Genomic DNA, 24,714 nt, shown 5'->3' on the forward strand with positions numbered 1-24,714 from the left:
AAAAAAAGCATTCCAACAAAAACGAACGTTTTTGTGAATGCTTCATGTCTTAGTCTGTGTAGACAGGATTAGTTAGAATTTAGCGCAAAGCACCTTCACGGCATCGGATTCAATGACCGTTTTGCCATATTCCTCAAGCATGGCTTGCGTAACCGAAGTCGCCTCCCCATACTCCGATAAAACGGCTACAATCAATTGCAGCTGTTTATCTTCCATATCGGCTGCGTCAAGGAGCAAGATCCACTTGTTTTTGTATGAATACAGAGTTCCGCCATTCGTCAATAACGGGTTAATGACTTTGGCCATGCGAAGCAGGTCTTCGAAATCATGAAAAGCATAGGTGACCTGGTCCGTTTCATCCATAGTCACTTCAAGCTCGTATACCTCTTCCAAGTCTTCGTCAATCGCATCTTCACCGTGGCTAAAATTCATCTTGCCCCGTGTTACGATCACCATCATTCCTTGTGCCGGCATGGCCAGCACCTCGACGGCAAGCGGACCTGTTGCATCAAAGCCAAGCTCCATATAAGCCTGATCCATCATTTCACTAAACAGCTCGTGCACCTTAGGTATTTCTCTCCACATGTCATCCTTATGAATGCCGCGCTCCGTTAAGTCATCGAATGTGAGGAAAATCCGTATCTTGTCCTGACTTAAACGCTCCATTTTCATACTGGATTCCTCCCTTGCCGACTGTAATAATATCTTATGAAGTTTGGGTTACAAAGGTGAGCCATGGCCCTGCGATTCATGAAATGAAGAGCTTGTATTTTCATGATATGACTATTATATCACAAACCTGAAAGAAAAGAACGGTTATACCCCTAAAAATAACACAATAAAGAAAAAGACACAACCGCCGTCTTTGAAAGACAACGCTGTGCCCGATATCTAATTCTGAAAATTAATGTGCGCCATATTGTTCTTTTCCCGCATTGCTGTCCAAAATTTTTTCTACAGCGGCCTTTAGTCCGGGATCTTGATTTACAATATCGCTAACCTTGTTCAACCCGTCTTCTTTAAATAAATCTTCATTCAAGCCCTTTTTCGGCTTATTCGCCTTCTCTTTGGATCCTGATTGAAAGGATTGAGATTCCGACGCGCCCGACTTGGTTTGACCTATTGTGCCCGACGATGACGCCATGCCCATCGACGGGTTTACCGAATCGCTGCTGCTGAACGCGGCACCGAACAACGATTTGTTTCTATTGGACAAATAGACGACAGCCGCCGCTCCTACAAGTCCTCCGAGCAAAAATGCTCCTACTCTCATAGTCCATCCCTCCGCTTAGATTCGTCTTCCTCATTTATTCTCCTCTATGTAACATGGAGACATGCATGATAAAATAAGGAAAGCTGTAAGCCAACAAACATGACGTTAGAACAGGAGCTTCCTTATGAAGAATAACTGGCTTCTCTTGTCCGCGGCGGCGCTGATCCTGACCTCTTGCGCCAATCCGAACGCCAACACGCCGGCAGCCGCACCGGTCCCTGCAAGTCCGGCGGCCACGCCCGCTTCCCCTCATGCGGCACCGCCCGCGGCCGATCCGGGAACCCCCTCCTTTGGAACAAAAGAAGCCGCCTGAACCTTCAGCCCCGCAGGAAAAGCTCAAGCTATATATGATGAATCCGAAAACGGCGCCCAAAAGGCTGTGCAGGAGCTGACAGGCAAAGCCCCGGCCTTTTACCGGCCTCCCTTCGGTTCGGCCAGCGAGGCAGTCCGTGCCAAGGTAAAAGAGGAGCATATGATTTACATGACATGGTCAAACGGTTCCAAGAACTGGGAGATGATGGTCAAAAAAAATAATCCGGGCCGGATCATCTCAAATGTATTGGAACAGCTTCGTCCCGGAAGCAACATCTTGATGCACGAACTGCCTTGGACAGCAAAAGCGCTGGACACGCTCCTGACCGATTGAAGAAAAAGGGCTGCGCCTTCGTAGATCCCGAAACGATCGAAATCAGGAATTAAACAGCGTCCAGCCCCAAATCAAAAGACCTGCAACAAGGAGTACAAAAATCCACAACAGCGACCGATAAAAGATAAATACCCACTTTTCTTTCTCGGTCGGGTGAACCGTTTGTCGCGGCGGCAGGTAATGATCATCCAACTCCGCCACCGCTGCGTGCTCCGGTTCTTTGCGTTCTTGTTGTAACAAGGTTTGTCGTTTCCTGCTCATGTTTCCTCACTCCTGAATCGAAGGATGCAGCCCATGGTGAAGTCGATGAGAAAGTGAGCTGCGATCGGAGTCCACAGCGAGCCCGTTTGGATATAAATCCAGCCCAGGCCGTAGCTGATGCCAAATACAAGCCCGGTCATCAGCCAGTGCTGCAAATAACGGATATGAATGGCGGCAAACAATATGCTTGTCCAATAAGGCCCCCAGGAAGCCTGGATCGCACCGCGGAACAACAGTTCCTCGCAGAACGCCACGACCAGAGAAAGCAAAGCGATATGCCACAACGGCCTGTTTTTGAAAATCTTTTCATTAATGCCGCCGTCATCTGTCACTTCAGGAGGGACCTTGCTTGAAATCAATAAATCGACTATGACCACCGCTGCCGCGAAACCAATGCTCCATATAAGAATGCGGGTACCCGCGGCGATGGAAAAGATGGCGCTGAACTGCGGTTTTTGAAACAACAGGATCACCACAGCCGCGATCAGCACGACCAATTGGGTTACATACAGATTGATCAGCAAAAAACGATCGTCTACTTCATCCAGATTGACTTTTTGAAATTTAAAATGCTTTATGAATTTTTTCATCATGATTCCCTTTTTCGACATTTTCACCTATACTATCAGCATACAACAGAATCAGAGGTGTTCACCACATGGACAAACGGTTGACCCGAACGGATTACCTATTCGCCGTCACTTTTATCTTTATGCTTGTCGTGGCACTTGGAGCATTTTTCTTCGGCTTGAAGATGGGACAAGAGCGGACCGCGGTAAAATATGAAAAAATGCTCGCCGAGAAAAACGAAGCGGAAAAGGGTTTTGCCGCTTACCACCAACAGTATCTGGTGTCTTTCTATCATACCATTTATCAGCCATACAGGGAATTTCATAAAAGATGGTTCGACAAAATGGAAGAGCTGCAAACCAACAGTCCGGCGGACGCTTCCCTGATCCTGAAGGAACTCGCCAAGCTGGCGAAAGAAACTTACGACGGACTGGGCGCTAAATCGATGCCCGATTCCTCGCCTCTTCTCAAAGAGGCGCATATGAACTATATGAGAAGCTTAAAACTGTTCAATGAAGCGCTCGGCGGATACCAATCCAAGGCCAATGCGGTACCCGGTACCGAGCTTGTCTCCCAGCTGGATAAAGACGCTTACCTTGAGGAAGCGAAAAATTATGCGCTGCGGGCCGAAAAAGAATACTACGAATCGATCGTCAAATGGAATCAAACGGTGAATGAACAGTTCAAACCGATTGACGTAACCAAACCGGTATCCATCAACGATTGGAGCCGTCTTGGCCTGAATATGAAAAACGAATACATAGCTCAAATGATGATGACTTCCAAGTTATTCAAAGCGTTCACACCGCAGGATTTAACCGCCCGGATCGATGAAATGCTTGCTTCCGGACAAGCCAAGAATTTGAATTTGCAGGAAATTGAGGGCATCGTTGATGTTCTGATCGCAACAAACGCAGTCAGACCGGGCGATTTCCTCCGGGGCAAAAACAGATATGCGAATGAGACGCTGCCCCAGCTTCCTTTCTTCACCAATTAACCCTATGCCTTATCGGTCGTACCGCAAAAATAAGTACCCTGTCGGGTACTTATTTTTGCTTATACAAGGAAAAGGTTTAATCGTACTGAAACCCGCGCAGCGCAGCCAACGCAGCCATTCCTCCATCCACATTGACCACTTGATCAAACCCCTGCTGCTTCAAATAATAGCTGACATTGGCACTTCGTACGCCATGGGCGCACACGACATAGATGGGTTTATCCTTGGGAAGCTCCCCCAGTCTCTCCGGAATGGAATTCATCGGCATAAGAACCAGCTCATCCCAGCGATAATACTCCCATTCGTACGGCTCTCTTACGTCAATAATAAGGGAATCTGATAATTCCCCGTTCTCCAGCTTTCGCTTGAAGTCTTCCGGCCCCACTCGATCAAAAGGATATTCCATGAGTTCCTCCTTGCATCACTGCTCATTTCAACCTCTATCTTAGCATGTTTGACCGCTCCGTCCAAACGAACGGGAATAGAAATCCAGGAAAAAAATATTCACAAAGATTTCGTATTTTAATTTCAGTTCGACACCTATTGACAAGGCCGAAACGGTCGTGTTAATCTAATGAAAAATTTCACTTGCAATAAAGCCATGACGGAGCCAAGCATATGACGAAACGTTCAGAGAGCCGGTGGTTGGTGCGAACCGGACGAATTTCAATATGCGGAGCACTCCTGAGTTGCTGCATCGAACTTGAAGTAGCTGCAGCCGGCCGGAAGCCGTTACCCTTCCGGGTCTGTGAATTCGGCAGACCACAAGAGGCTGTTCGCGCGAGCGCACAGTGAATTAGGGTGGTACCACGAGAGCCAGCTCCTCGTCCCTTGTATACGCTAGTCGTGTCGGGGTGGGGGGCTTTTTTTGATGCTCCAATGTTATTTTTATACTAATGGAGGGTTATGAAATGTTTAAAGTATTAGTCATGGACGGAATCAGCGACATGGGGATTCAAATGCTGTACGAGGCACCGGATGTAGAGGTAGAGAAAAAGAACGGCTTGTCCGAGGACGAACTCGCAGCCATCATCGGCGAGTATGACGCCCTGTTGGTGCGCAGTGCAACCAAGGTGACCGAGCGCATCATGTCTGCCGGTACCAAGCTGAAGGTCGTCGGACGCGCCGGTGTGGGCGTGGATAACATCGATCTGGAAGCCGCGACCAAGCGCGGGATCGTGGTCATCAATGCCCCGGACGGCAACACCATTGCCACATGTGAATTGACGTTCGCTATGATGATGGCTATTGCGCGTTCCATCCCGCAGGCATACAAGAAAACGGTTGGCGGAGAATGGGACCGCAAAACGTTCGTTGGCGTCGAACTGCGCAATAAGGTGCTCGGAGTTCTCGGCATGGGCCGAATCGGCAGCGAGGTAGCCAAACGCGCGAAAGCTTTCGGTATGCAGGTGATCGGTTACGATCCGTTCCTGACAGAAGAACGTGCCGAGAAAATCGGGGTGAAACTGGGAACGGTAAACGACATTTGCGCCAAAGCGGATTTCATTACGGTGCATACTCCGCTTACCAATGAAACCCGCCATATGATCAGCCGTCCTCAGTTTGAAACGATGAAAAAAGGGGTTCGCATTATCAACTGCGCCCGCGGCGGGATCATCGATGAGCAGGCTCTTGTCGAGGCGATTGATTCCGGTATCGTGGCCGGCGCTGCCTTCGACGTATTCGAACAGGAGCCGCCTGCCCCGGATCATCCATTCCTGAACCATCCGAAAATTATTGTTACTCCGCATCTTGGCGCTTCCACCGTTGAAGCCCAGGAGAACGTCGCCATCGACGTATCCGAAGAAGTGCTGCATATTTTGCGCGAGCAGCCGTTCAAAAATGCGGTCAACATGCCTACGGTACCGGCTAACGTTCTGAACGCACTGCAGCCTTACTTCAACTTGGGCGAGAAGCTCGGCTTGTTCCTCGGCCAAACCGTCGACGGGCCGGTCAGCGAAATCGTCGTGAACTACGCCGGCGATTTGGTCGACGTCGATACGTCCCCGCTCACCCGGCATATCGTCAAAGGCATATTGTCGAACCAGCTTGAAGGAGTCAATATCGTTAACGCCATGCATTTGGCCAAAACGAGGGACGTCAAAGTGATCGTACAGCAGTCCTCGGCTTCGCCGACGTTTACCAACCTGGTCTCCGTTACGCTCAAGACCAAGCAGCAGCAGCACTTGCTCGCCGGTACTTTGCTTGCGGGTTATGGTGAACGCATCGTGCAGATCGATCAATACCCGGTCGACATCGCTCCATCCGGTAACCTTCTGCTGATCTCCCACAATGACCGTCCGGGGATTATCGGTAAAGTAGGTACCCTTTTGGGCAGCAATGATGTGAATATTGCAACCATGCAGGTAGGCCGCAAGGTCATTGGCGGCCAGGCGATCATGGTGCTGACAACCGACAAACCGACGCCTAAGGACGTTATTGTGCAGTTGTCTCAGCTTCCTGAACTTACTGACGTTATCGAACTGACCCTGTAATCCGGTTGTTTCACGAACAACAAGAAAAAGTTGGACGATTCAACAAATAAAATAAAGCCTCCGATGACGAATCGGAGGCTTTTGTTTGGTTTTACACACCTTTGCAGGGAAGCGTGATAGAAAATGTCGTTCCCTGTCCGGTTTGACTTTTCACCTGAATGGTTCCATGATGAGCTTCGATGATATTTTTGACAATTGCAAGACCAAGGCCGGTTCCTCCGTTGGTTCCCCTGGTACGGGCTTTATCCGCCTTATAGAAACGTTCGAAAATATAAGGAATATCCTCCGCCGGTATGCCATAGCCTTGATCCGAGACTTCGATCAGAATGGCATGTTCACCTTTGTAACGCTCTTCCGACGCTCTGATTTCGATTTGAGCCCCTGCAGGTGTATGCCTAAGCGCATTATCCAGCAGATTCGTCATAACCTGCTCAAGGCGATCCTCGTCCGCTTGACAAAGCAGCAGCGGTTTATCCGGCAGCGTACAGCTTATCGCGATGCCCCGTTCTTTAGACAGCCCCGCAAATTTCCGGTGTATCCGCCTGAGGAAAGCCAACACGTCCAGTTCCCGGAAATGAAGCTCCATATTCCCCGTCTCCATCTTGGCCAGATCGAGCAAATCCCTGACCAGTCTGCCCATCCGAAGGGATTCGTCATGAATGACCTGCGCCAATTCTTTCCGTTCCTCCGGCGTGGCCGCGATATCATCGATGAGCGCCTCACTGTATCCCTGCATCATAGACAGCGGCGTCCGCAGCTCATGGGACACGTTGGCCACGAAATCCGTTCGCAGCTTCTCCAGACGAAACTCCTCCGTGACGTTGCGCATCACGGCAACGACACCGCGTACGATATCTTGGGAGTACAAGGGCGCCATGACGACGGACCATACATCACTTCTGACATGAACCTTGGAGGTCAGTTCTTTCGCTTCTGAAATCACAGATTCAAAGAGCGGCCTGAGCGGCTCGGGAATGGTGCTCATCGAACCACTGCCCGCTTGCCCGCCGGTCAGGGCAGGCTTTTCATCCGACCACTGGATCTGATTCCATTCCTGAATAATTTTCTCCCCTTGGGGATTCGTCAGTATGACACGCCCGGCCGCATCAAAAGTGATGACGGCATCGGTCATGCTTCGCAGGACGCTGGACAAATGCTCCTTCTCATGGTTGAGCGCTTTAATCGTATCGGAAAGCTGCCCGCCCATGTGGTTGAACGTTTGAGCCAGCTCTCCGATCTCGTCCGTAGATGTAATCGGCACACGAGTGCCGTATTCTCCCTTAGAGATCAGATCCGCCGCCTTCTTAAGCTGCTGTATCGGTTGGGTAATACGGGTAAGAAGGAAAAAGGCGAAAAAGGTGGTCATTAAAAAGCCGGCAACCCCAACCACCACAAAAAGCTTTTTCACATAAGCCTGCGTCTCTTCCGAGGACTGGGTAATCTGATACAGAATCAGCGCTCCGGCCACCTGCGATTGTTCCTTATTCATGAACGGCACGGCAACGGCCGTATATTGATTCTCCAGCTGTGTATTCGGCATGCCGCTATTTCTAAGGCGGTTGTCCTTAATCTCACCCGCAAATACTTTCTGCAGATCCGAATTCAGAAAAAAATCATCATAGCGTATTTCCCGATGATCGGGTTGACCGACCGGCGCCTGAATCTGTCTAAAATCCGTAGTAACGATGATGACGCTGGTATCCTGAGCGCTTAACAGCTCATTAACGACCTGCAAGTAACGCCGCTCTTCCTGGTGCAAAGAAATCTCACTGGCCACCTTCACCGCCAATTTGCTCAGCGTTTCCGCCTGGTCCTTCGATTTAGGGAATGAGGTTTCTATAAAACGGAATAAAAAAAGGCTGAGCGTAAGCAGTACGACAACGACCAGCCCGATAATCGTGATCCACAGTTTGCCTACGACGCTTTTGAAGATAAACACGTTACTTCGGCACCTCAAGCTTATAGCCCACGCCCCACACGGTTGTAATCATGGAGGCCGCTTCCGGCGATACTTTATTCAGCTTTTCGCGCAAACGTTTTACATGCGTATCAACGGTCCGCAGATCACCGAAAAACTCGTAATTCCAAACATCCTTCAGAAGCTCTTCCCTGGAGAATACCTTATCCGGCGATACGGCCAAATAATGAAGCAGCTCATATTCTTTCGGAGTCAAGGCAACCTCCTGTCCGCCGGCCGTCACCCGATGCGCGTCATGCTCGATCACCAGGTTAGGAAATACGATATTGTTGCTGGAATTGACTTCCTTGGACAAATAAGCGGTAACCGAGGAACGCCTTAATATGGCCTTCACGCGATAGATCACCTCGCGCGGACTGAACGGCTTAACGACATAATCGTCCGCCCCGGATTCGAAGCCTTGTACGCGATTGGTTTCTTCCCCTTTCGCCGTCAGCATGATGATGGGCGTCGATTTAACTTGACGCAGCCGTGCGCACACTTCATTACCGTCAATGCCCGGAAGCATGATGTCGAGCAATATCAAGTCGTAGTCCGTTTCGAGAGCTTTCCGAAGCGCCGTCTCCCCGTCCTCCGCTTCATCGATATGGTAATTCTCTTTCTCCAGATACATCCGCAAGAGCCGGCGGATCCGTTCTTCATCATCCACAACCAAAATACGCGTATTTGTGTCTGTCATGGATATCCCTCTTTTCTTCAGATGTAAAAGATATGGCGCCGCTACGTACCAGAGTAGGAGTGCAGCCCGGCAATAACCAGATTGACGCCAATAAGCGTAAACATCACGACGAGAAAGCCGATAACCGAAAGCCATGCCGATTTCTTGCCCTGCCAGCCGCGGGACAGCCGAAAATGCAGGTACGCGGCATAAAAGAGCCACACGATGAGCGCCCACACTTCTTTGGGATCCCAGCCCCAGAAGCGCCCCCAGGCTTTTTCCGCCCAAATCATGGCAAAAATTAATGCGCCCAGCGTAAAAATAGGATAGCCTATGGCAATCGAACGGTAACTGATTTCATCGACATCGTCCGGGTCAATCCCTTTCATCAACGGCTGCAGAGCCCGGCCAAGCGGCTTTCTTGCAATCCGCCGGAGCAGAGAATAGAGTACGATCCCAAGCAAAATCGACCAGATCACCGTATTCAGCTTCCTGCCGGCGTTCGCTCCCTCCATCCAAGAAGGCGCCTCGAACAGCGGCTGCGTCATGCCCAGAAACGGCTTCATTTCCACCAGCTCGCTCTGGTAAGGCTTGACGATCGGCGGAAGCACATATTCGACCCGATTCGTGACCACCTGTTCCACTTTATTCTGGTCCAATATCTTCTCTTGATGCGTAAAGACCGCTTCGTATCCCGCCGCTTTAAAGCTGAATACGGATACGACGAAAGCCACAATCATAATCAGGGTGAACAGGGTGAATTCGACGCCGCGTTGCTCCCACCGCTCGCTGCGGCTCGTTCCTTCAAAGTTGACGCTTTGCAGCAGGTACATGATACCGGCCGCGAAGCCAACGGCAAAGAAGGCCTCGCCCAAAGCGGCGGTGGTCACGTGAATTTTGAGCCAGTAGCTCTGAAGTGCAGGAATCAAAGGCTGAATTTCCTGCGGAAATACCGACGCATAGCCAATCATAATGATGGCTACAGGCAGGGCGAAGACGCCGAGCGCTTGAGCCCGATAAATCAAATATAACACAATAAACGCAAGAACAATCATCATGCCGAGGAACGTCATAAATTCAAACATATTGCTGGTCGGGATATGTCCCGCCTCTATCCAACGGGTGAAGAAGAAGGTCACATGGAACAAGAAACCGAAAATCGTCAAGCCAATGCCAATCTTGCCCCAACGCCGGCCATAGTTTTCCGGATCCGTCACCCGCACCGATTTTTGCCCCGTGATGCCGATGACAAAACCGATCATGGCTATACAATATATGATAAAAGCAACGAGCAAGAAAGTACTGCTCACGTTTGGACCTCCTTTCTTTCCAATATTTTGGGATCGATGTCGATTCCCGATTTTTGCAGGACCTGCGCCACCTCTTTACGAATCCCGTACCAATTTTTGTTCGTGTGCGCCCCGAGCGCCAGCCGCCCGTTATCAATGCGCAGCCACACCCGGCGGTGGTGCCAATAAAATCCCATCACCAGACCGATCATGGAGATCGCCGCTCCGACCCATATGAACGGCATGGCACGATCCACTCTAATATTCAAGAAACTGATATACTCCGATATTTGGACATCGTCCATAGACCCTACGGATAGCTCCAGCTTGTCCGCTAAAGCGCCGTTAATTTCATCCTGACGGAAATTCACCTTATCTACCTGCCGAGGGAAGTACATATAAGGCTCGCCTTCCGGCTTCAATCCCGGTCCCTTGATCTCAAAAACGAATGCCGGCTTGACCGGATCGTTGGATTTCGTCAGCGGCATCCCCTTGTTGTCCATTCCAAAATCCGGAAAATAAGCTTTTAATTTCAGCTCGTAAGGGCCGGCCTTATAGCTTTCTGCAGGCTTCTTCATCGAGATGTCGAAGCTGCCGTAGTTTTCGCCGGTTTGCTTGTTTTTTAGCGATGGCTTGACGGATAGCAGCATCGGTGACATTTTGAAGTCGAATTGAAAGGCCATGAGCCCTTCATACATCAGAGGCTCATTGACCTGGATGTCATGACGATGCACCTCCGTAAGAACCGGTTCCTTCACCGGATCATCGCAATCCGCCGTACATTTGTACAATACAGCCTCCGTTTTGTAAACCTTGGGTACGATCTGACCTTTTTCACGGAAATCCTCTGACATTTCTTCTTCTGTGTATAATTCCAGCGTAAATTTTTCGTTTTTCAGATAATAAGGCGTATCCGGTATTTTGACCAGCTGTCCTTCAGGAAAAGCCAGATGCTGGTCCATATGCCATCCGGGAATACTCCGCATCAGTACAGCCGCCAGAAAAATAATGAGACCGATATGATTAATATAAGGCCCCCAGCGGCTGAACCGGTTTTTCTCGGCCAGCAAGGCCGTACCGTCGGTATATACACGGTATCGCCGCTTGCGCAGCAGCCCGGCGGCCTTCTCCGTCCATTCCAGCGACGCCTTCTCTCCGAGCTCCGCTCCCGGAATCTCTCCGACGTAGGATACCTTCTGTCTCGTGATGAAACTGGTGTGCTTTCGGATCTGCTGCTTGCTGAGTGCACGATACAGCGGCAGAACCCTGTCCAGACTGCACACGACAAGGGAGGTGCCGATCATAAACAAAAGCGTGATAAACCACCATGATTCAAAGGTGTGCGTCAGCCCCAGCAAATAATAAATGTGGCCGATGGTTCCGTACGTCTCCTTGTAATATACCGACGGATCGATATTCAAGAACGTGTTCTCTTGCGGGTAAATGGTGCCGAGCGAGGCGCCGATCAATGTGATGATAATCAGCCAGATGGCAACTTTGACCGAGGAAAAAAAACTCCACACCCGGTCAAGCACACCGGGATTGGTCCGCTGGGAACGTCTTGCCACCCCGTCATACCGCATCTCAAGCGGCTCGTCGCCGCCATCATCCGTCAGAGGCTTGCCGCAGGATTCGCACAGAACCGTGCCGACATGATTCTGATGCCCGCATTCGCATTTTGTATTGTGAATCATGTGACCTCCTTGGTTACATCTGATTTTCTCTAAGTTACTTCAGCATGGCTGAAACCGTTTGTTCGATAAAGGGTTCATCCATTTCACCGATGCGGATGTGTTTGACAATGCCGTCAGGTCCGACAAAAAAGGTCGTCGGATACTGCGACACCCCGTAACGTTTACGAATTTCTTCGTTTTTGTCCATCAGGATAGGGAACGTCACCTTGTATTGCTGAATGAAATTTTCTACGGCTACTTTCGGTTCATCCAAATTCAGCCCGAGCACGACCAGCTGATCTCCCCATTTGGCATGCTGCCGTTCCAAAGCAGGCATCTCGTTGCGGCACGGCTCGCAGAATGTCCCCCAAAAATTAACGACAACCGCCTTCCCCTTAAAATCGGACAGCTCATAGGTATTCCCATCAAGTCCAAGCAGCTTGAAATTGGGAGCCGGAGCCCCTTGGGTCGGCTTTTTGTCGCCGGAGTACAGCTGGCTTGCGAGGGTCAACGCGCCGATTACCACGATCACGGCAAAAATAGTGATTTGGATCCATTGTCTATGCTTTCCCATGATCACTCACCTTCAAACCATTGGATGTAAATCCTTTTTTCATTATAGCGAAAAATGTCATAAACGATTATTCGCCTTTTTGAATTTTATGTGTCTTGCCGCCGCCTGCCGAGAGCGCTTCATTCCTCAATTCTTCCACTTCCTGAGGGGTCAAATGACGGAATTTGCCCCTGGGCAGGCCGGAAAGCTGAAGGGGGCCGAACTGAACCCGCTTCAGCTTAATGATCGGATGATGAATGGCATCGAACATGCGCCGCACCTGCCGGTTGCGTCCTTCATATATGGTAATTTTGATGACCGCTTCCTTCTTGTCCATATCCACGTCCTGATATTCTACCTCAGCCGGCGAGGTCATGCCGTCGTCCAGCTCGATGCCGTTTCTCAGCTTGTCCAATTGTGTTCCATGCGGGATCCCTTTGACCGTTGCCAGATAGGTGCGCGGCACATGATGCTTCGGATGCGTAAGCAGATGGGCAAAATCGCCATCGTTGGTCAGCAAAAGCAGTCCCTCGGTATCATAATCGAGCCGACCGATCGGATAAATGCGCTCTTTCATGTTTTTGAAAAATTCGGTAACCGTTTTGCGGCCCTCCGGGTCCTTGGCGCTGGTAATGACGCCCTTGGGCTTGTTAAAGATCACATATACCTTCGCTTGTCGCCGGATCGGACGCCCGTCCACTTTAATAAAATCCTGGGACGGATCAACCTTGACGCCCAGGGTAGTGACTACCTGATCATTGACTTCCACGCGTCCGGCGGTAATCAACTCCTCGCATTTTCGACGGGAGGCCACACCCGCTTCGGCCAATACTTTTTGCAAACGTTCCATTTTGTCGATTCACCTCAAGCTAATGATACCTATCCTCAGGCGAAATCACAAGTTGAGACCACGGAAAAAAGCGGCCCGGACACGAATTCGTATGCGGAAATATGTCGGCCGGGTGAAACTTGTATGAATCGGAGAGCTTTTGAATCAATTTGTTCAGCAAAAACAACTGTTCCTTCTCTTCTGTGTTGTACTCTATAGGAAGCACGGAGAAATCACCTTCGAGGCAAATGTGGATGTACAGAGGGTCGGTTTGTTCGGAAGAAGGGATGATGGCGCCGCTTTTGGCAATAAAGAAATCATACCCTTTTCCGTTTATAGCGGGACAGACGGAATGATGAACGATAATTCCGTAAAACTGCACGCAGCTCACCTCTTCCGGGTTGACTGCTTACAGTATATGTGCGGATAGCGGAGGGGTTCCATGCGGGACTTGCCATCAAACGAATACGAGGTAGCAGATAACGACGGAAGCGATAAACCCGACGGCGTCGGAGATCAGACCCACCTTCAAGGCGTAGCTGGCCTTGCGGATGCCGATCGCCCCGAAATACACGGTAATCACATAAAGTGTTGTATCGGTGCTGCCCTGAATGGTCGATGCGATGCGTCCTACCAAGGAGTCGGGGCCAAACTGCGAGATCAGGTCCGTAGTGAAGGCAAGTGAACCGGCGCCGGTAATCGGTCTCAGAAAAGCGAGGGGAACGACCTCGGTAGGCAGACCGATCGCTTCGCAGATCGGCTTCAGCCATCCGGTAAACAGATCCATAGCCCCGGAGGCGCGAAACACGCTGATGGCAACCATCATCCCGACCAGATGAGGGATAATGCGGATAGCCGTATCAAACCCGTCCTTGGCTCCGTCTACGAACGATTCGTAGACGGGCACTTTACGATAAGCCGCATAAAGCGGAATGAAGACGATAATGACGGGGATGGCCCATGAGGAAATTAAATTGACCAAATCATACACGTGCCATCATCCTTTCCCCGATCCGAGCGGCGAGCTCTTGCTCCGATACCAGCGGTCAACCATAATGGCGGCCGCGGTGGAGATGAAGGTAGCCAAAAGTGTGGTTCCGACGATTTCCGCCGGATTGGCCGAATTGTAGCTCATGCGGATGGCGATCAGCGTCGTAGGAATCAACGTAATACTGGCGGTATTCAGCGCAAGCAGCGTGCACATCGCCGGACTCGCAATATCCTTGTTCGGATTCAGCTTCTGCAGCTCCTGCATCGCCTTAATTCCCATCGGTGTGGCGGCATTGCCCAAACCAAAGATGTTGGCGCTCATATTCGACATGATATATCCGAGCGCCGGATGATTCCGGGGGACCCCCGGGAATAAAGAACGGACTACGGGGCTCAGCAGCCTGGACATTTTCTGCAGCAGTCCGGCGTCCTCGGCGATCCGCATCATGCCTAGCCAGAACACCATAATGCTGATCAATCCGAAGCATACGGTTACGCCGCTCTTGGCACCGTCGAAAACCGCTTCCGTCACCAGATCGATTCTTCCTTGAAAAGCCGCTACAATAAAGCCGGCTACCATAAAAAACAACCAGATGTAATTGACCATGAACGTTCGCTCTCCTTCCCGTTTACTTGACTTGACCGGTAAAGAGCACACGGGATAATGCCTGAAGAATATACAGCCATTCTCTGGCGCGCGCTTCATTCAACATTTCCATTTCCGTGAGGGAAAAGGAAGAACGGTCATTCAAATGAAGACGGGGACTGTCCTTTGCGTACAAAGGAACGGAACCGATCGGTTTGCCGTCCAGCAGGAACTGCAGATGCCCCGCTTCACCAAGCCTGTATGCCGTTGATCCGGCGTCATTCATCACCAATTGCCGCGTAAACCGGCTCCGTTCTGCTTCTTCCGCCGGGTAGCTGAACGATCCGCCGGCTGCGAGGTCTGTGCCTAACACGGGTTCTCCTGAACGGATGAAGGGGACAAGGGGGTAATGCTTGAAGCCGTAATCCAGGAGTCTGGCGTGATCGATCCAATCGTTCGGATCGTTCAACGTCACCGCAGCGAGCTGCTGCCCTCCTCTGGTTGCTGAGGAGACAAGACATCGTTTGGCAAGCTTGGTATATCCGGTTTTGACCCCGTCAGCGCCTTCATACAGCGATAGCATCTTATTTTTATTGACCCAGGAATAGTCCCAGGATTCATTCGGATTAGGCACTTTTTTCACTTTCGTTTTGACGATTTCCTGGAAGACCGGATTTTTGAGCGCGTAGGCCGTCAGCCTGGCCATATCGTTCGCCGTGGAATAATGCCCTTCCGCATCGAGCCCGGAAGGATTTTTGAAGCTGGAATTCGTCATCCCGATCATCCGCGCCTTCTCATTCATTAAAAAGGCGAAGCCCTCTACGCTGCCGCCGACATGCTCGGCGATCGTCATCGCTGCGTCATTGCCGGATCGAAGCATCAGTCCATACAAAAGGTCCTTCAAGCTCATTTCTTCATCCAGCCTTAAATAAATAGAAGATCCTTCGGTTCCGAACGCATTCTTTCCGACCTTCGCCATATCGCTCAGTTTCCCGTGTTCAATCGCCACTATTGCAGTCATGATCTTGGTCAGACTGGCGATTCTCATCGGCTTATCCCCTTGGACGCTGAACAGAAGCCGCCCTGAGGTGACATCGATCAGCGCCGCGCTTTCTGCGCTGGTGGATACGCCGGGCGCCGCCTGGACCTCTGCAGGCAGCAAGCCTCCCGTACAAACGAGTAGTAAAGCAAGTAGCAGCAGACATCCTTTTCTCATCCTAAATCCTCCCGCAAGCCATCCTTTGGAAACGAAGCCGCCGCCACCTAAGGGCAGGCCCATTCCTTCTCATCTTGTACATATATATGCATTCAGGACAAGGTTATGTATGGCTTGACCGAATCAGGCCGACCGGGCGAATCAGATACTTTCATTAAAAAAAGATGAATACATCCGGAACGGATATACTCATCTTTTTTATAGATTTATTTCACGGCCTTGGGCAGGTGCTCTTTACAATAAGCGTCTACCGTTTGTTCTTCATCTTCTTCCAGATCGAACTCCAGATACCGTTCTGCCGTTTTTTCGAAAATTTCGTATTTCACGAGATTGGTTTTATTTTCGTCCACACGATAAATGACCCTAATATATAAACCGTTCTCTGAGTATAGCTCATCATCCTCAGAAACCTCGACATCAAGCAAAAACTCATACCGCTCTCCGGACAAGATGCCGAAGGGGTCTTTGATCCATTCGACTTTATGGCCGGTAATGGTCAACATGCTGTCATTCCCTTCTCAACATTGGCGATTGCCGCTTTATCATCGGACAAAGGCTGCCGGACCCAACGGCCGGCAGCCTTTCTTACTTGGAATCTATCCAACGCGGATGATTCAGTTTTTGTTAAAAATGTCGGTCAGCACAGGTACGATTTGCGATTTACGTGATACTACGCCTTTAAGAACGGCTTTATTATCAACCAGCTTTACATTGTACGCTTGCTCTACGGCATTCGCCTTATTGCCGAGGGCCAAAGCAATGGAATCGTTATTTAAAATATCCGTTACAACGAAAAGGAACAAATCCAAGCCTTTTTCCGAAATGATTTGCGAAAGAGCCGCTTCCAGCTCCGCTTGGCGAGAAAGAACATCGTTCGTATCAACAGCGTTAACTTGAGCGATTTCAACCTTGGAGCCTCCCATTTGGAATTCCTTAGAATCCAGGGAGATCAGTTGGCTGATCGTTTTGTCGCTCAAATCAGCACCGGCTTTGAGCATTTCCAAACCGTAGCTCTCGGCATTCACGCCGGCGATTTCGGCCAGCTCACGTGCCGCAGCCACATCTTCCTCCGTGCAAGTCGGCGATTTGAATAGAAGCGAATCGGAAATAATAGCGGATAACATCAAGCCTGCAATAGGTTTATCAATGGAGATCCCGTTTTCTTTATACAATTTTTTGAGAATCGTCGCTGTGCAGCCGACCGGTTCGGCACGGTAATACAAAGGACCGCTGGTTTCAAAATTCGCGATACGGTGGTGGTCGATCACCTCTGCCACGCGAACCTGATCGATGTCCGTCGCACTTTGCTGGCGTTCATTGTGATCGACCAAAATGACGCTTTTTACTTCATTGGCTACGGTCTCAACCAGACGAGGCGCCTCAACATTGAATTGTTTCAATGCATGCTGCGTTTCCCCATTGATCTCGCCCAAACGGACGGGTTCCACATTTTGACCCAATTTGGTTTTCAAATCAGCATACGCAATGGCAGAACAAATGGAATCCGTATCCGGATTTTTATGCCCGAAGATAAGTACTTTTTCCATGATCTTACTCCCTTATTCTTTTTTTATTAGCGAGAAAAGTATACCTTAGAACGATATTCACAATCAAGATTATATCATAATATCCTTCTAACTCCTATTATTTTAGTAGGAATACTTAAACCTTTCAATAGCCATGGAATATGTATGCACGAACTGCAGCCGGATTACATTCTCCCGATCATAAGGGATAAAATGCCGGCGGCAATCAGCGGGCCCACAGGAACCCCCTTGAATAGCGCTACACCCAGAATGGTACCAGTTAATAATCCTGTTGTGATCGCAGGCTGATTCAGCATCAGGGAAGCCCCACGACCGCCCAGATAAGCGACGAGGATCCCGACGGCAACGGCAAGCAGCGACTTCCAATGCAGAAAATTCTGCGCTAGCGCTTGAAGCGTCAGTTTCCCGCTGGCGACCGGCGTCATGATGCCGATCGTCAAGATAATAATCCCCAAAGTAAGTCCGTGCTTTTCCAGAAACGGAAATGCCTGATGAAGGTTGAGCGCTCTCAAGAGAAGCAGGACAACCATGGCGACGGTAATGGAGGTATTGCTGGATAGAATGCCGAGTGCTGCAAAAAGCAGCAGAATTAACGAAGGCATATCGAGTTGATGCATTTTGGCATCTCCCTTCTTCTATAAATCGCATGAAAATGACTCCTAAGTAAATATAAAGAAATCCTCGGCAAAGAGCAACCGAATCAAGAAAACAGTAAAGCTGCCCCGGTCGCGGGAGCAGCTTCTTATGGGTTAAAGCCATCGTGTTCCAAGAAAGGGATGAAGTAATATTCATCTGAAGAATGTTACACGATGTAATTCTCATTCTCGACAGAGGTTACCGTAGATGTTTCTCCTGCATCCTTTTTGGAATTCGCCTTGATCATCGATTGAAGCCGGTCGACCACGTGCGGAGCCGAGTCGATCAGCCGTTCCACCAGATGCGTCTGGTTATCCAGCGGCAAAATTTTCACGCCGTTCTTGCCTACGACCAAGAAAGCGATTGGCGTAATGGATACCCCGCCGCCGCTGCCGCCGCCGAAGGGCAATGCGACGGATGCGTTATGCGCATCGTTGCGGCTAACACTGCTGCCATCTTCAACATTGTAATCACTGCCGCCTGCAGCAAAGCCAAATGCCACTCGGGATATAGGCATAATTACGCTGCCGTCAGGGGTCTCCACAGGGTCGCCGACAATCGTATTCACATCGACCATAGCCTTAATATTTTCCATTGATGTTTTCATTAAACCTTGAATCGGATGTTCGCTCATGAAAATATACCTCCTTGAAAGATGACTTGACCTAAACACTTATATCGTGTCCTTTAAGAGGTATGATTATGTAGATCCCGAGCTTCCGGCAGGAAGCAGAACGTTCCGCCATACCTTAAGGCCACCTTTGACTTTAAGGATGCGCAACAGAAGCCGTAAGCCGGCACTAACCAGATATACCAGTCGAATTTGCAGGATGCACGCTCCTTCGATCACAAACAGCTTTTGGTTGAAAGCCGGCATAACCTGAAGTTGGGGCTGGGTATCCAATTGGATAAAACGGAACAGAAATCTGAGGATCATGGATTTGATCCCCCAGATGCTCCCCACCAGTAATGCCGTCTCGGGGGCATCCCCGATGCCGACAGAGGTCCTCCAATTGAACTGCGTACAATGGATTCGGCGCATCGTTCCGGATAACCATTCTTGAAAATGAAAGCAATGCTGAAGCAGGACCTGTACTTTTTCATAGGCTTCCTTCATTTTCTCCAGATTAATCTGCTTCTTCTGGTCCTTCATAAGCCTGTCGGCCGTCACATTCACTTGAGCCGTGTGCAGTTCAAATCCCTCCGCCCAGTTTTTGAAGCGAATCGTCGGAACATAGTAATTCACCTGCACAAGGCCGAAGAGAGCGCGGAGATTCAATAAAATTTCATCATTTTTATCTTGATGGGTAAACGTTATCCGGATCCGAACCTGGCTTAGTGCCAAGAGAACGATCAGCGCGCCGATCATCCCGGCGGCCCAAGCCCAAAACATATCAAGCAACCCCTTCCTGCAGGTAAGCCATCGTCCCGAAAACATTAAGAAAACCCCTGAATGACAAGAAGCTTGCCGCTTCTTTTTCCTCAGGAGTTAGTATAGCCCTGCTTAGGCGAAACATACATGTCAGATTTGATCCGCCGGATCAATCTCGTCGATCGTCATTTGCTTTCCATCCAGCTTCTCAAACAGAAGCCGCGTTTCTTCTTCCAGATTATCCTCGTTCTCGAACATCGTTGTTTCCGGCAAATCGGCAAGCGAGGCCAATCCAAAATAATCCAGAAACGATTTGGTGGTTCCATATAATATCGGCCGTCCGGGTGCGTCAGCGCGGTCTACTTCCTGGATCAGATCCTTGGCAACCAGCGTTTGCAGCGCACGGTCCGATTTCACCCCGCGAATTTCCTCAATATCAATACGGGTAATCGGCTGTCTGTAGGCAACTATGGCGAGCGTTTCCAGTGCGGCTTGCGATAAAGATGATCGGGATGGCGAATAAGCCAGACGTTCAAAATAAGGTGCGTGTTCGGGCAGCGTCGCCAGCTGGTAGGTCCCGGCAAGCTCGACGATCTGAAGGCCTCTGCCCTGCCTCTTCATGTCCGACTGCAAATCCAATATCATCTCGCGGATAAAATTGGCGTCCTGCTCCAGCACCTCAGACAACTGCTTGGCATCAAGCCCTTCATCTCCCGCCACAAACAGCAAGCCTTCAATAACTGATTTCATCTGTCCAAAGTCCATTCGCCGTTCCATCCTCTCTTGCCTGTATCACAATGTCGTCAAAAAGCCGGTGCTGAAAGCAAATAATCCGTTTGATCTTCATCAGCTCCAGCATTGCCAAAAACGTCACCACTACCGCTTCCCTTGTCGTATCCTCTTGCAAAAGTCTGGAGAAAAGCACTTTGCCTCCCTGGCTCTCCAGCGCTTCGAGCACCTCAAGCATCCGGTCCTTGACGGAAATTTCGTCTTTACGGATTTTGGCGATGGCTTGCCGGCTGTGCATGCGGCGCAGCGCTTTGCGAAACGCATGAACCAGATCGGCAACATGAAGTCCCTTCACCGGATTTTCAATGACTGTAGAGACGTATGGAGTTAAGTCCTCGGGCTCCCGCGTAAAAATCAGACTGCGTTCCACTTCTTTATCCCGTAAATGATCGGCTATCGCTTTATATTTGCGGTATTCAATCAGCTTTGCAACAAGTTCCGCCCTTGGATCGTAATCCTCATCCATCATATAGTCGTCAAATTCCAGGTCCACAACAGGCGGCTTGGGCAGCAGCATTTTGCTTTTAATCGACAACAAGGTGGCCGCCATGACGAGAAACTCGCTCGTCACTTCAAGCTCAAGCTCCTGCATGGCGTCCAAATATTCCATGTATTGATCCGTAATGTCTTTGATTGGAATGTCGTAAATGTCGACTTCCGCCTTATCAATCAAATGGAGCAGCAAATCAAGGGGGCCCTCAAAGGTTTCAAGTTTTACCGTGACTTTCACTTTCCGTTCGTTCCCCCTTAAGTCATGCCTTCAACGTTTATTTTGAGAATTGCTTGGCCAAGTTGGCCATTTCTATCGCGCTAGCGGCCGCTTCCCAGCCTTTGTTGCCGGCTTTGGTTCCCGCACGCTCCACGGCCTGCTCAATCGAGTCGGTCGTCAGAACGCCGAAGATGGTAGGTACGCCGGTTTTGAGCGCGATCGCTGCGACGCCTTTAGCCGCCTCGTTGCACACATAATCAAAATGAGGAGTTGAACCGCGGATGACGGCACCTAACGTGATCACGGCGTCGTACCGGCCGCTTTCAGCCATTTTTTGTGCGATCAAAGGAATTTCAAAAGCTCCCGGAACCCAGGCGATTTCGATTTCATCTTCTTGTACGCCATGGCGCTTCAATGCGTCCAGAGCGCCGCCCAGCAGCTTGTTGGTAATAAATTCATTGAAACGTCCAACCACAATACCGTACTTTAATCCCTGTGATACCAAATGTCCTTCGTATATTTTCGCCATAACGCTCTAACATCCCTTCATGTTCAAAATTATTTTTTCACGCCAAAATCGAGCAGATGGCCAAGCTTGGCCTGTTTCGTGTGCAAATAAACCGTGTTGTCTTCGTTTTCTTCCATTTGGATAGGTATCCGTTCGATGACTTCGAGACCGTAGCCTTCCAGCCCGCGAATTTTGCGGGGGTTGTTCGTCAGCAGCCGGATTTTTCTCACGCCAAGATCCTTCAAAATTTGCGCCCCGATGCCGTAATCCCGCAAATCGGGCGCAAAACCCAGCTTCAGGTTCGCGTCTACTGTATCGAATCCCTGCTCCTGCAGCTTGTAAGCCTTCAGCTTGTTGATCAGCCCGATGCCCCGTCCCTCCTGACGCATATAGAGGAGCACCCCGGCGCCCGCCTCGTCGATTTGCTTCAAGGCTGCGGCAAGCTGCGGTCCGCAATCGCAGCGGTGGGAATGAAATACATCGCCGGTCAGGCATTCGGAATGAACACGCACCAAGGTAGGGCGGTCGCTGTCAATCTTGCCCTTGACCAAGGCCACATGCTCCTTTTGATCCACGACATTCGTATAAGCGATCGCTTGGAAGACGCCGAAATCGGTTGGCATCCTGACTTCGACTTCACGCTGAACAAGCTTTTCCTTATGATTACGGTATTTGATCAAATCTTGAATCGTGATGATTTTGATGCCGTGCTTCCGGCTGATTTCCATCAGATCAGGCACCCTCGCCATCTCTCCGTCTTCCTTGATCACCTCACAAATGACCCCGGCCGGGTAGGCTCCGCATAAGTTGGCCAGATCTACCGCCGCTTCGGTATGGCCGGCACGGCGCAGCACTCCGCCTTTCTTGGCGATCAGCGGGAAAATATGCCCCGGCCGGCGGAAGCTTTGCGGCTTGGTACGCTTGTCGATCAGCGCCATGACTGTCCGCGAACGCTCCGAGGCCGAAATCCCTGTCGTCGTTTCGATGTGGTCTACAGACACCGTAAACGCGGTGCCGTGGTAGTCCGTATTCCGCGAAACCATCGGCGGCAGGTCAAGCTCCCTGGCCCGTTCCCCGGTAATCGGTACGCATACCAGACCGCGGCCTTCTTTGATCATGAAGTTGATGACCTCGGGCGTCGCCTTTTCGGCCAAAGCGACGAAGTCGCCTTCATTCTCGCGGTCTTCGTCATCCACAACGATAATGACTTTGCCGAGTATCAGATCGTAAATCGCTTCTTCGATCGAATGAAAACGGATTGGCTCTTCCATTGCTCTCACTCCTTTTTTTCTATCCCCGATGATCTTTGCCTTAGATAAAGCCATTCTCCGCAAGAAAAGCTTCGGTCAGCTTTGCCTTCGGTGAAATCGCCGAGCCGCTTCCGCCGCGGTAAGTCATGAGCCTCTCCATGTACTTGCCCAGCACATCGCCTTCCAGATTGACCTCGTCCCCTTGTTTCTTGTACTGAAGGACCGTCTCGCTAAGCGTGTGCGGTATGATCGATACGGTAAACGAGTTCTCCGTCGCTTCGACAACCGTGAGGCTGATGCCGTCGATCGTGATGGAGCCGTGAGGAATAATATATTTTAGAATACCCGTGTCACGCGGCTCTACACGAAAAACGACCGCGTTCTCTTCCGGGGTTCTACCTGTAATGACTCCGGTTGTATCTACATGTCCTTGGACGATATGCCCGCCAAAGCGTCCGTTGGCCGGCATCGCGCGTTCCAGGTTGACCGGAGCGCCGGTTGACAGCCGGGACAGGTTGGTCCGACGGTACGTTTCGGGCATCACATCCACGGTAAAGGCAGACTCGTCGAACGAAACGACGGTAAGACATACCCCGTTCACCGAAATGCTGTCTCCGAGCTTAACGTCGTCGAGAATCCGTTTGGCCCCGATTGTCAGTACCATGGCCTGCCCCTGCTTGGCCATGTGACGCAGCGTACCGATTTCTTCTATGATGCCTGTAAACATCCGTTACCCCCCGCTTTCATTTTCGGTATCACTCTCTGCTTCATACCGGGGATACCCGGAGATGCAGATGTCGTTATCGAAGCGTTCAACCTCCAGACGCTCCAATGCTATAGCTTCCCGCATCCTCCCGAATCCGGGAAAATCGAAATTGCCCGGGGCTGCCGCTCCCCCGCCGATGATCTTTGGTGCGTAGAAGAGCACCAATTTGTCCACAAGGCGTGCTTCCAGCAGCGCGCCGCTCAGCTTGCCGCCGCCTTCGACAAGCAGCGAGCCGATCTCGCGCTCGCCCAGCCGCTCCATGGCGGCGCGTAGATCGACTGCCGGCCCCGGGCCGCAGTCGATGACCTCGACGCCGAGCGTTTCGAGCTCGCGGCGGCGCGCTTGGGGCGCCCGTTCGGTCGTCAGCACGACCGTGGGCGCCTCGCCGTCCCGCACGAGCCGTGCGTCGCGCGGGATGCGCAGCGTCGAGTCGACGACGACGCGGATGGGATTCAGACCCGGCACCGGGAGCCGGGTCGTCAAGGCCGGATCATCGGCCAGTACCGTGCCGATGCCGACCATAATCGCCTGATGACGATGGCGCAGCGTGTGAACGTATGAGCGGGAACCGTCGCCCGTAATCCACTTGCTGTCGCCTGTTCTGGCGGCGATTTTGCCGTCCAGCGTGCTGGCGCTCTTGACGGTGACGAACGGCTGGCGGGTGACGATGAACTTGTTGAACGCTTCATTCAGCTTCACAGCCTCCCGCTCCAGCACGCCCGTCGTCACCTCAATGCCGCTCGCGCGAAGCTTCGCGATGCCGCTCCCCGCCACCAGCGGGTTCGGGTCCGTCGCCGCGATCACGACCCGTTTTACGCCTTCACGGATGAGCCGGTCACTGCACGGCGGCGTCTTGCCGTGATGACTGCAGGGCTCGAGCGTGACATAAACCGTGCTGCCCTGCGCTTGCCTTCCGGCCATTTGCAGCGCATGAATTTCGGCATGCGCCTCACCGCGTTTCAAATGCGCGCCCATACCGACAACTCGGCCTTCCTTGACAAGCACGCAGCCGACGACGGGATTAATGCCCGTTTGTCCCGAGGCGGAAGCGGCCAGCTGCAGGGCAAGCCGCATATAAAATTCATCGTTAATACCGCCCGTAGGCATCGTCATGATCCGCCCC

30 protein-coding genes and 1 other annotated feature are annotated in these 24,714 nt (G+C 51.0%); of the genes, 4 read left to right on the forward strand and 26 right to left on the reverse strand.

The features are described 5' to 3' along the window. Window positions 1–72: 72 nt before the first annotated feature. Together IJ22_RS11330 and IJ22_RS11335 are read right to left on the reverse strand one after the other, a co-directional pair. The gene (locus tag IJ22_RS11330; protein ID WP_062408884.1) at window positions 73–672 is read right to left on the reverse strand and encodes a genetic competence negative regulator; all 600 of its coding nucleotides are present in this window, start codon (window positions 670–672) and stop codon (window positions 73–75) included. A gap of 232 nt (window positions 673–904) precedes the next feature. After that, the gene (locus IJ22_RS11335) at window positions 905–1,273 is read right to left on the reverse strand and encodes a hypothetical protein (RefSeq protein WP_062408885.1); all 369 of its coding nucleotides are present in this window, start codon (window positions 1,271–1,273) and stop codon (window positions 905–907) included. Window positions 1,274–1,397: 124 nt separating this feature from the next. On the opposite strand from IJ22_RS11335, the gene IJ22_RS11340 reads away from it, so the two are divergent. Continuing rightward, window positions 1,398–1,586: a hypothetical protein gene (locus tag IJ22_RS11340; RefSeq protein WP_062408886.1), complete on the forward strand. Its 189-nt coding sequence runs from the start codon at window positions 1,398–1,400 to the stop codon at window positions 1,584–1,586. A 168-nt stretch (window positions 1,587–1,754) separates the two neighbouring features. Continuing rightward, complete coding sequence (locus IJ22_RS27050; protein WP_335338486.1) at window positions 1,755–1,919, forward strand: polysaccharide deacetylase family protein; 165 nt, start codon at window positions 1,755–1,757, stop codon at window positions 1,917–1,919. 42 nt (window positions 1,920–1,961) lie between these two features. Here IJ22_RS27050 and IJ22_RS11350 read toward each other — a convergent pair whose 3' ends face one another. Both IJ22_RS11350 and IJ22_RS11355 read right to left on the reverse strand, forming a co-directional pair. Then, window positions 1,962–2,180: a hypothetical protein gene (locus IJ22_RS11350; RefSeq protein WP_062408888.1), complete on the reverse strand. Its 219-nt coding sequence runs from the start codon at window positions 2,178–2,180 to the stop codon at window positions 1,962–1,964. Then, window positions 2,177–2,770 (reverse strand): type II CAAX endopeptidase family protein, encoded by a 594-nt coding sequence (locus tag IJ22_RS11355; RefSeq protein WP_062410957.1) that lies wholly within the window; start codon window positions 2,768–2,770, stop codon window positions 2,177–2,179. Before IJ22_RS11355 ends, IJ22_RS11350 begins: the two co-directional genes overlap by 4 nt. 68 nt (window positions 2,771–2,838) lie before the next feature. Between IJ22_RS11355 and IJ22_RS11360 the strand changes: the two genes are divergently transcribed. Then, a complete protein-coding gene (locus IJ22_RS11360) occupies window positions 2,839–3,747 on the forward strand; it encodes a hypothetical protein (RefSeq protein WP_062408889.1) in 909 nt (302 codons plus the stop codon). Window positions 3,748–3,823: 76 nt separating this feature from the next. On the opposite strand, the gene IJ22_RS11365 is transcribed toward IJ22_RS11360, so the two are convergent. After that, on the reverse strand, window positions 3,824–4,153 hold the full coding sequence (locus IJ22_RS11365) for a rhodanese-like domain-containing protein (protein ID WP_054819906.1): 330 nt from the start codon (window positions 4,151–4,153) through the stop codon (window positions 3,824–3,826). Window positions 4,154–4,339: 186 nt separating this feature from the next. Beyond that, window positions 4,340–4,582 (forward strand) — a binding site (T-box leader). A 76-nt stretch (window positions 4,583–4,658) separates the two neighbouring features. Here IJ22_RS11365 and serA point away from each other — a divergent pair. Further along, the gene (gene serA / locus IJ22_RS11370; RefSeq protein ID WP_062408890.1) at window positions 4,659–6,242 is read left to right on the forward strand and encodes a phosphoglycerate dehydrogenase; all 1,584 of its coding nucleotides are present in this window, start codon (window positions 4,659–4,661) and stop codon (window positions 6,240–6,242) included. Between the two features lie 91 nt (window positions 6,243–6,333). Here the strand turns inward: serA and IJ22_RS11375 are convergent, their stop codons facing one another. The 21 genes from IJ22_RS11375 to ribD all read right to left on the reverse strand — a co-directional run bounded on the left by IJ22_RS11375 (window position 6,334) and on the right by ribD (window position 24,698). Then, entirely contained in the window at window positions 6,334–8,181 is a 1,848-nt protein-coding gene (locus IJ22_RS11375) for a HAMP domain-containing sensor histidine kinase (RefSeq protein ID WP_062408891.1), read from the reverse strand. Between the two features lies 1 nt (window position 8,182). After that, window positions 8,183–8,899, reverse strand: coding sequence for a response regulator transcription factor (locus tag IJ22_RS11380; protein ID WP_054819904.1), 717 nt, complete (start codon window positions 8,897–8,899; stop codon window positions 8,183–8,185). 41 nt (window positions 8,900–8,940) lie between these two features. After that, entirely contained in the window at window positions 8,941–10,188 is a 1,248-nt protein-coding gene (gene ccsA, locus IJ22_RS11385; protein WP_062408892.1) for a cytochrome c biogenesis protein CcsA, read from the reverse strand. After that, window positions 10,185–11,861: a cytochrome c biogenesis protein ResB gene (resB, locus tag IJ22_RS11390; protein WP_062408893.1), complete on the reverse strand. Its 1,677-nt coding sequence runs from the start codon at window positions 11,859–11,861 to the stop codon at window positions 10,185–10,187. The genes ccsA and resB overlap by 4 nt, the downstream gene beginning before the upstream one ends. 34 nt (window positions 11,862–11,895) lie before the next feature. Next, window positions 11,896–12,414, reverse strand: a complete 519-nt coding sequence (locus IJ22_RS11395; RefSeq protein ID WP_062408894.1) for a redoxin domain-containing protein — start codon at window positions 12,412–12,414, stop codon at window positions 11,896–11,898. A gap of 67 nt (window positions 12,415–12,481) precedes the next feature. After that, the gene (locus IJ22_RS11400) at window positions 12,482–13,243 is read right to left on the reverse strand and encodes a pseudouridine synthase (protein ID WP_062408895.1); all 762 of its coding nucleotides are present in this window, start codon (window positions 13,241–13,243) and stop codon (window positions 12,482–12,484) included. Between the two features lie 19 nt (window positions 13,244–13,262). After that, window positions 13,263–13,604, reverse strand: coding sequence for an N-acetylmuramoyl-L-alanine amidase (locus tag IJ22_RS11405; protein ID WP_062408896.1), 342 nt, complete (start codon window positions 13,602–13,604; stop codon window positions 13,263–13,265). Window positions 13,605–13,679: 75 nt separating this feature from the next. Next, window positions 13,680–14,213, reverse strand: coding sequence for a spore maturation protein (locus IJ22_RS11410; protein ID WP_062408897.1), 534 nt, complete (start codon window positions 14,211–14,213; stop codon window positions 13,680–13,682). Between the two features lie 6 nt (window positions 14,214–14,219). Next, entirely contained in the window at window positions 14,220–14,819 is a 600-nt protein-coding gene (locus tag IJ22_RS11415) for a nucleoside recognition domain-containing protein (protein WP_054819902.1), read from the reverse strand. A gap of 22 nt (window positions 14,820–14,841) precedes the next feature. Further along, window positions 14,842–16,014 (reverse strand): D-alanyl-D-alanine carboxypeptidase family protein, encoded by a 1,173-nt coding sequence (locus tag IJ22_RS11420; protein WP_062408898.1) that lies wholly within the window; start codon window positions 16,012–16,014, stop codon window positions 14,842–14,844. A gap of 206 nt (window positions 16,015–16,220) precedes the next feature. Next, the gene (locus IJ22_RS11425; RefSeq protein WP_062408899.1) at window positions 16,221–16,517 is read right to left on the reverse strand and encodes a DUF6509 family protein; all 297 of its coding nucleotides are present in this window, start codon (window positions 16,515–16,517) and stop codon (window positions 16,221–16,223) included. 111 nt (window positions 16,518–16,628) lie between these two features. Next, complete coding sequence (locus IJ22_RS11430; protein WP_062408900.1) at window positions 16,629–17,561, reverse strand: manganese-dependent inorganic pyrophosphatase; 933 nt, start codon at window positions 17,559–17,561, stop codon at window positions 16,629–16,631. A 164-nt stretch (window positions 17,562–17,725) separates the two neighbouring features. After that, window positions 17,726–18,178, reverse strand: a complete 453-nt coding sequence (locus IJ22_RS11435; protein ID WP_054819901.1) for a DUF441 domain-containing protein — start codon at window positions 18,176–18,178, stop codon at window positions 17,726–17,728. Between the two features lie 185 nt (window positions 18,179–18,363). Beyond that, window positions 18,364–18,831: a GerW family sporulation protein gene (gene ytfJ, locus IJ22_RS11440; protein WP_054819900.1), complete on the reverse strand. Its 468-nt coding sequence runs from the start codon at window positions 18,829–18,831 to the stop codon at window positions 18,364–18,366. Window positions 18,832–18,897: 66 nt separating this feature from the next. Then, window positions 18,898–19,590, reverse strand: coding sequence for a DUF2953 domain-containing protein (locus IJ22_RS11445; RefSeq protein WP_054819899.1), 693 nt, complete (start codon window positions 19,588–19,590; stop codon window positions 18,898–18,900). 129 nt (window positions 19,591–19,719) lie between these two features. Then, a complete protein-coding gene (gene scpB / locus IJ22_RS11450) occupies window positions 19,720–20,334 on the reverse strand; it encodes an SMC-Scp complex subunit ScpB (protein WP_054819898.1) in 615 nt (204 codons plus the stop codon). After that, window positions 20,303–21,088, reverse strand: coding sequence for a segregation and condensation protein A (locus IJ22_RS11455; RefSeq protein WP_062408901.1), 786 nt, complete (start codon window positions 21,086–21,088; stop codon window positions 20,303–20,305). The genes scpB and IJ22_RS11455 overlap by 32 nt, the downstream gene beginning before the upstream one ends. Window positions 21,089–21,125: 37 nt before the next feature. Further along, on the reverse strand, window positions 21,126–21,596 hold the full coding sequence (gene ribH, locus IJ22_RS11460; protein ID WP_062408902.1) for a 6,7-dimethyl-8-ribityllumazine synthase: 471 nt from the start codon (window positions 21,594–21,596) through the stop codon (window positions 21,126–21,128). Window positions 21,597–21,625: 29 nt separating this feature from the next. Next, window positions 21,626–22,846: a bifunctional 3,4-dihydroxy-2-butanone-4-phosphate synthase/GTP cyclohydrolase II gene (locus IJ22_RS11465; protein WP_062408903.1), complete on the reverse strand. Its 1,221-nt coding sequence runs from the start codon at window positions 22,844–22,846 to the stop codon at window positions 21,626–21,628. A 40-nt stretch (window positions 22,847–22,886) separates the two neighbouring features. Then, entirely contained in the window at window positions 22,887–23,552 is a 666-nt protein-coding gene (gene ribE, locus IJ22_RS11470) for a riboflavin synthase (protein ID WP_054819897.1), read from the reverse strand. Window positions 23,553–23,555: 3 nt separating this feature from the next. Continuing rightward, entirely contained in the window at window positions 23,556–24,698 is a 1,143-nt protein-coding gene (ribD, locus tag IJ22_RS11475) for a bifunctional diaminohydroxyphosphoribosylaminopyrimidine deaminase/5-amino-6-(5-phosphoribosylamino)uracil reductase RibD (RefSeq protein ID WP_137669833.1), read from the reverse strand. Between the last annotated feature and the right edge of the window lie 16 nt (window positions 24,699–24,714).

It is taken from the genome of Paenibacillus naphthalenovorans (genome assembly GCF_001465255.1).
Taxonomy (GTDB): Bacteria; Bacillota; Bacilli; order Paenibacillales; family NBRC-103111; genus Paenibacillus_G; species Paenibacillus_G naphthalenovorans.

Excerpts from the sequence above, each read along its gene's own strand:
- IJ22_RS11425 (WP_062408899.1), bottom strand. The coding sequence starts at position 16,517 with ATGTTGACCATTACCGGCCATAAAGTCGAATGGATCAAAGACCCCTTC.
- ribD (WP_137669833.1), bottom strand. The coding sequence starts at position 24,698 with ATGCCTACGGGCGGTATTAACGATGAATTTTATATGCGGCTTGCCCTG.
- IJ22_RS11340 (WP_062408886.1), top strand. The coding sequence starts at position 1,398 with ATGAAGAATAACTGGCTTCTCTTGTCCGCGGCGGCGCTGATCCTGACC.
- IJ22_RS11395 (WP_062408894.1), bottom strand. The coding sequence starts at position 12,414 with ATGGGAAAGCATAGACAATGGATCCAAATCACTATTTTTGCCGTGATC.
- IJ22_RS11365 (WP_054819906.1), bottom strand. The coding sequence starts at position 4,153 with ATGGAATATCCTTTTGATCGAGTGGGGCCGGAAGACTTCAAGCGAAAG.
- IJ22_RS11420 (WP_062408898.1), bottom strand. The coding sequence starts at position 16,014 with ATGAGAAAAGGATGTCTGCTGCTACTTGCTTTACTACTCGTTTGTACG.
- IJ22_RS11430 (WP_062408900.1), bottom strand. The coding sequence starts at position 17,561 with ATGGAAAAAGTACTTATCTTCGGGCATAAAAATCCGGATACGGATTCC.
- resB (WP_062408893.1), bottom strand. The coding sequence starts at position 11,861 with ATGATTCACAATACAAAATGCGAATGCGGGCATCAGAATCATGTCGGC.
- IJ22_RS11400 (WP_062408895.1), bottom strand. The coding sequence starts at position 13,243 with ATGGAACGTTTGCAAAAAGTATTGGCCGAAGCGGGTGTGGCCTCCCGT.
- ytfJ (WP_054819900.1), bottom strand. The coding sequence starts at position 18,831 with ATGAGCGAACATCCGATTCAAGGTTTAATGAAAACATCAATGGAAAAT.
- IJ22_RS11350 (WP_062408888.1), bottom strand. The coding sequence starts at position 2,180 with ATGAGCAGGAAACGACAAACCTTGTTACAACAAGAACGCAAAGAACCG.
- IJ22_RS11435 (WP_054819901.1), bottom strand. The coding sequence starts at position 18,178 with ATGCATCAACTCGATATGCCTTCGTTAATTCTGCTGCTTTTTGCAGCA.
- IJ22_RS27050 (WP_335338486.1), top strand. The coding sequence starts at position 1,755 with ATGACATGGTCAAACGGTTCCAAGAACTGGGAGATGATGGTCAAAAAA.
- IJ22_RS11355 (WP_062410957.1), bottom strand. The coding sequence starts at position 2,770 with ATGAAAAAATTCATAAAGCATTTTAAATTTCAAAAAGTCAATCTGGAT.
- IJ22_RS11380 (WP_054819904.1), bottom strand. The coding sequence starts at position 8,899 with ATGACAGACACAAATACGCGTATTTTGGTTGTGGATGATGAAGAACGG.
- IJ22_RS11465 (WP_062408903.1), bottom strand. The coding sequence starts at position 22,846 with ATGGAAGAGCCAATCCGTTTTCATTCGATCGAAGAAGCGATTTACGAT.
- IJ22_RS11330 (WP_062408884.1), bottom strand. The coding sequence starts at position 672 with ATGAAAATGGAGCGTTTAAGTCAGGACAAGATACGGATTTTCCTCACA.
- IJ22_RS11415 (WP_054819902.1), bottom strand. The coding sequence starts at position 14,819 with ATGGTCAATTACATCTGGTTGTTTTTTATGGTAGCCGGCTTTATTGTA.
- ribE (WP_054819897.1), bottom strand. The coding sequence starts at position 23,552 with ATGTTTACAGGCATCATAGAAGAAATCGGTACGCTGCGTCACATGGCC.
- IJ22_RS11335 (WP_062408885.1), bottom strand. The coding sequence starts at position 1,273 with ATGAGAGTAGGAGCATTTTTGCTCGGAGGACTTGTAGGAGCGGCGGCT.
- scpB (WP_054819898.1), bottom strand. The coding sequence starts at position 20,334 with ATGGACTTTGGACAGATGAAATCAGTTATTGAAGGCTTGCTGTTTGTG.
- IJ22_RS11360 (WP_062408889.1), top strand. The coding sequence starts at position 2,839 with ATGGACAAACGGTTGACCCGAACGGATTACCTATTCGCCGTCACTTTT.
- IJ22_RS11445 (WP_054819899.1), bottom strand. The coding sequence starts at position 19,590 with ATGTTTTGGGCTTGGGCCGCCGGGATGATCGGCGCGCTGATCGTTCTC.
- ribH (WP_062408902.1), bottom strand. The coding sequence starts at position 21,596 with ATGGCGAAAATATACGAAGGACATTTGGTATCACAGGGATTAAAGTAC.
- serA (WP_062408890.1), top strand. The coding sequence starts at position 4,659 with ATGTTTAAAGTATTAGTCATGGACGGAATCAGCGACATGGGGATTCAA.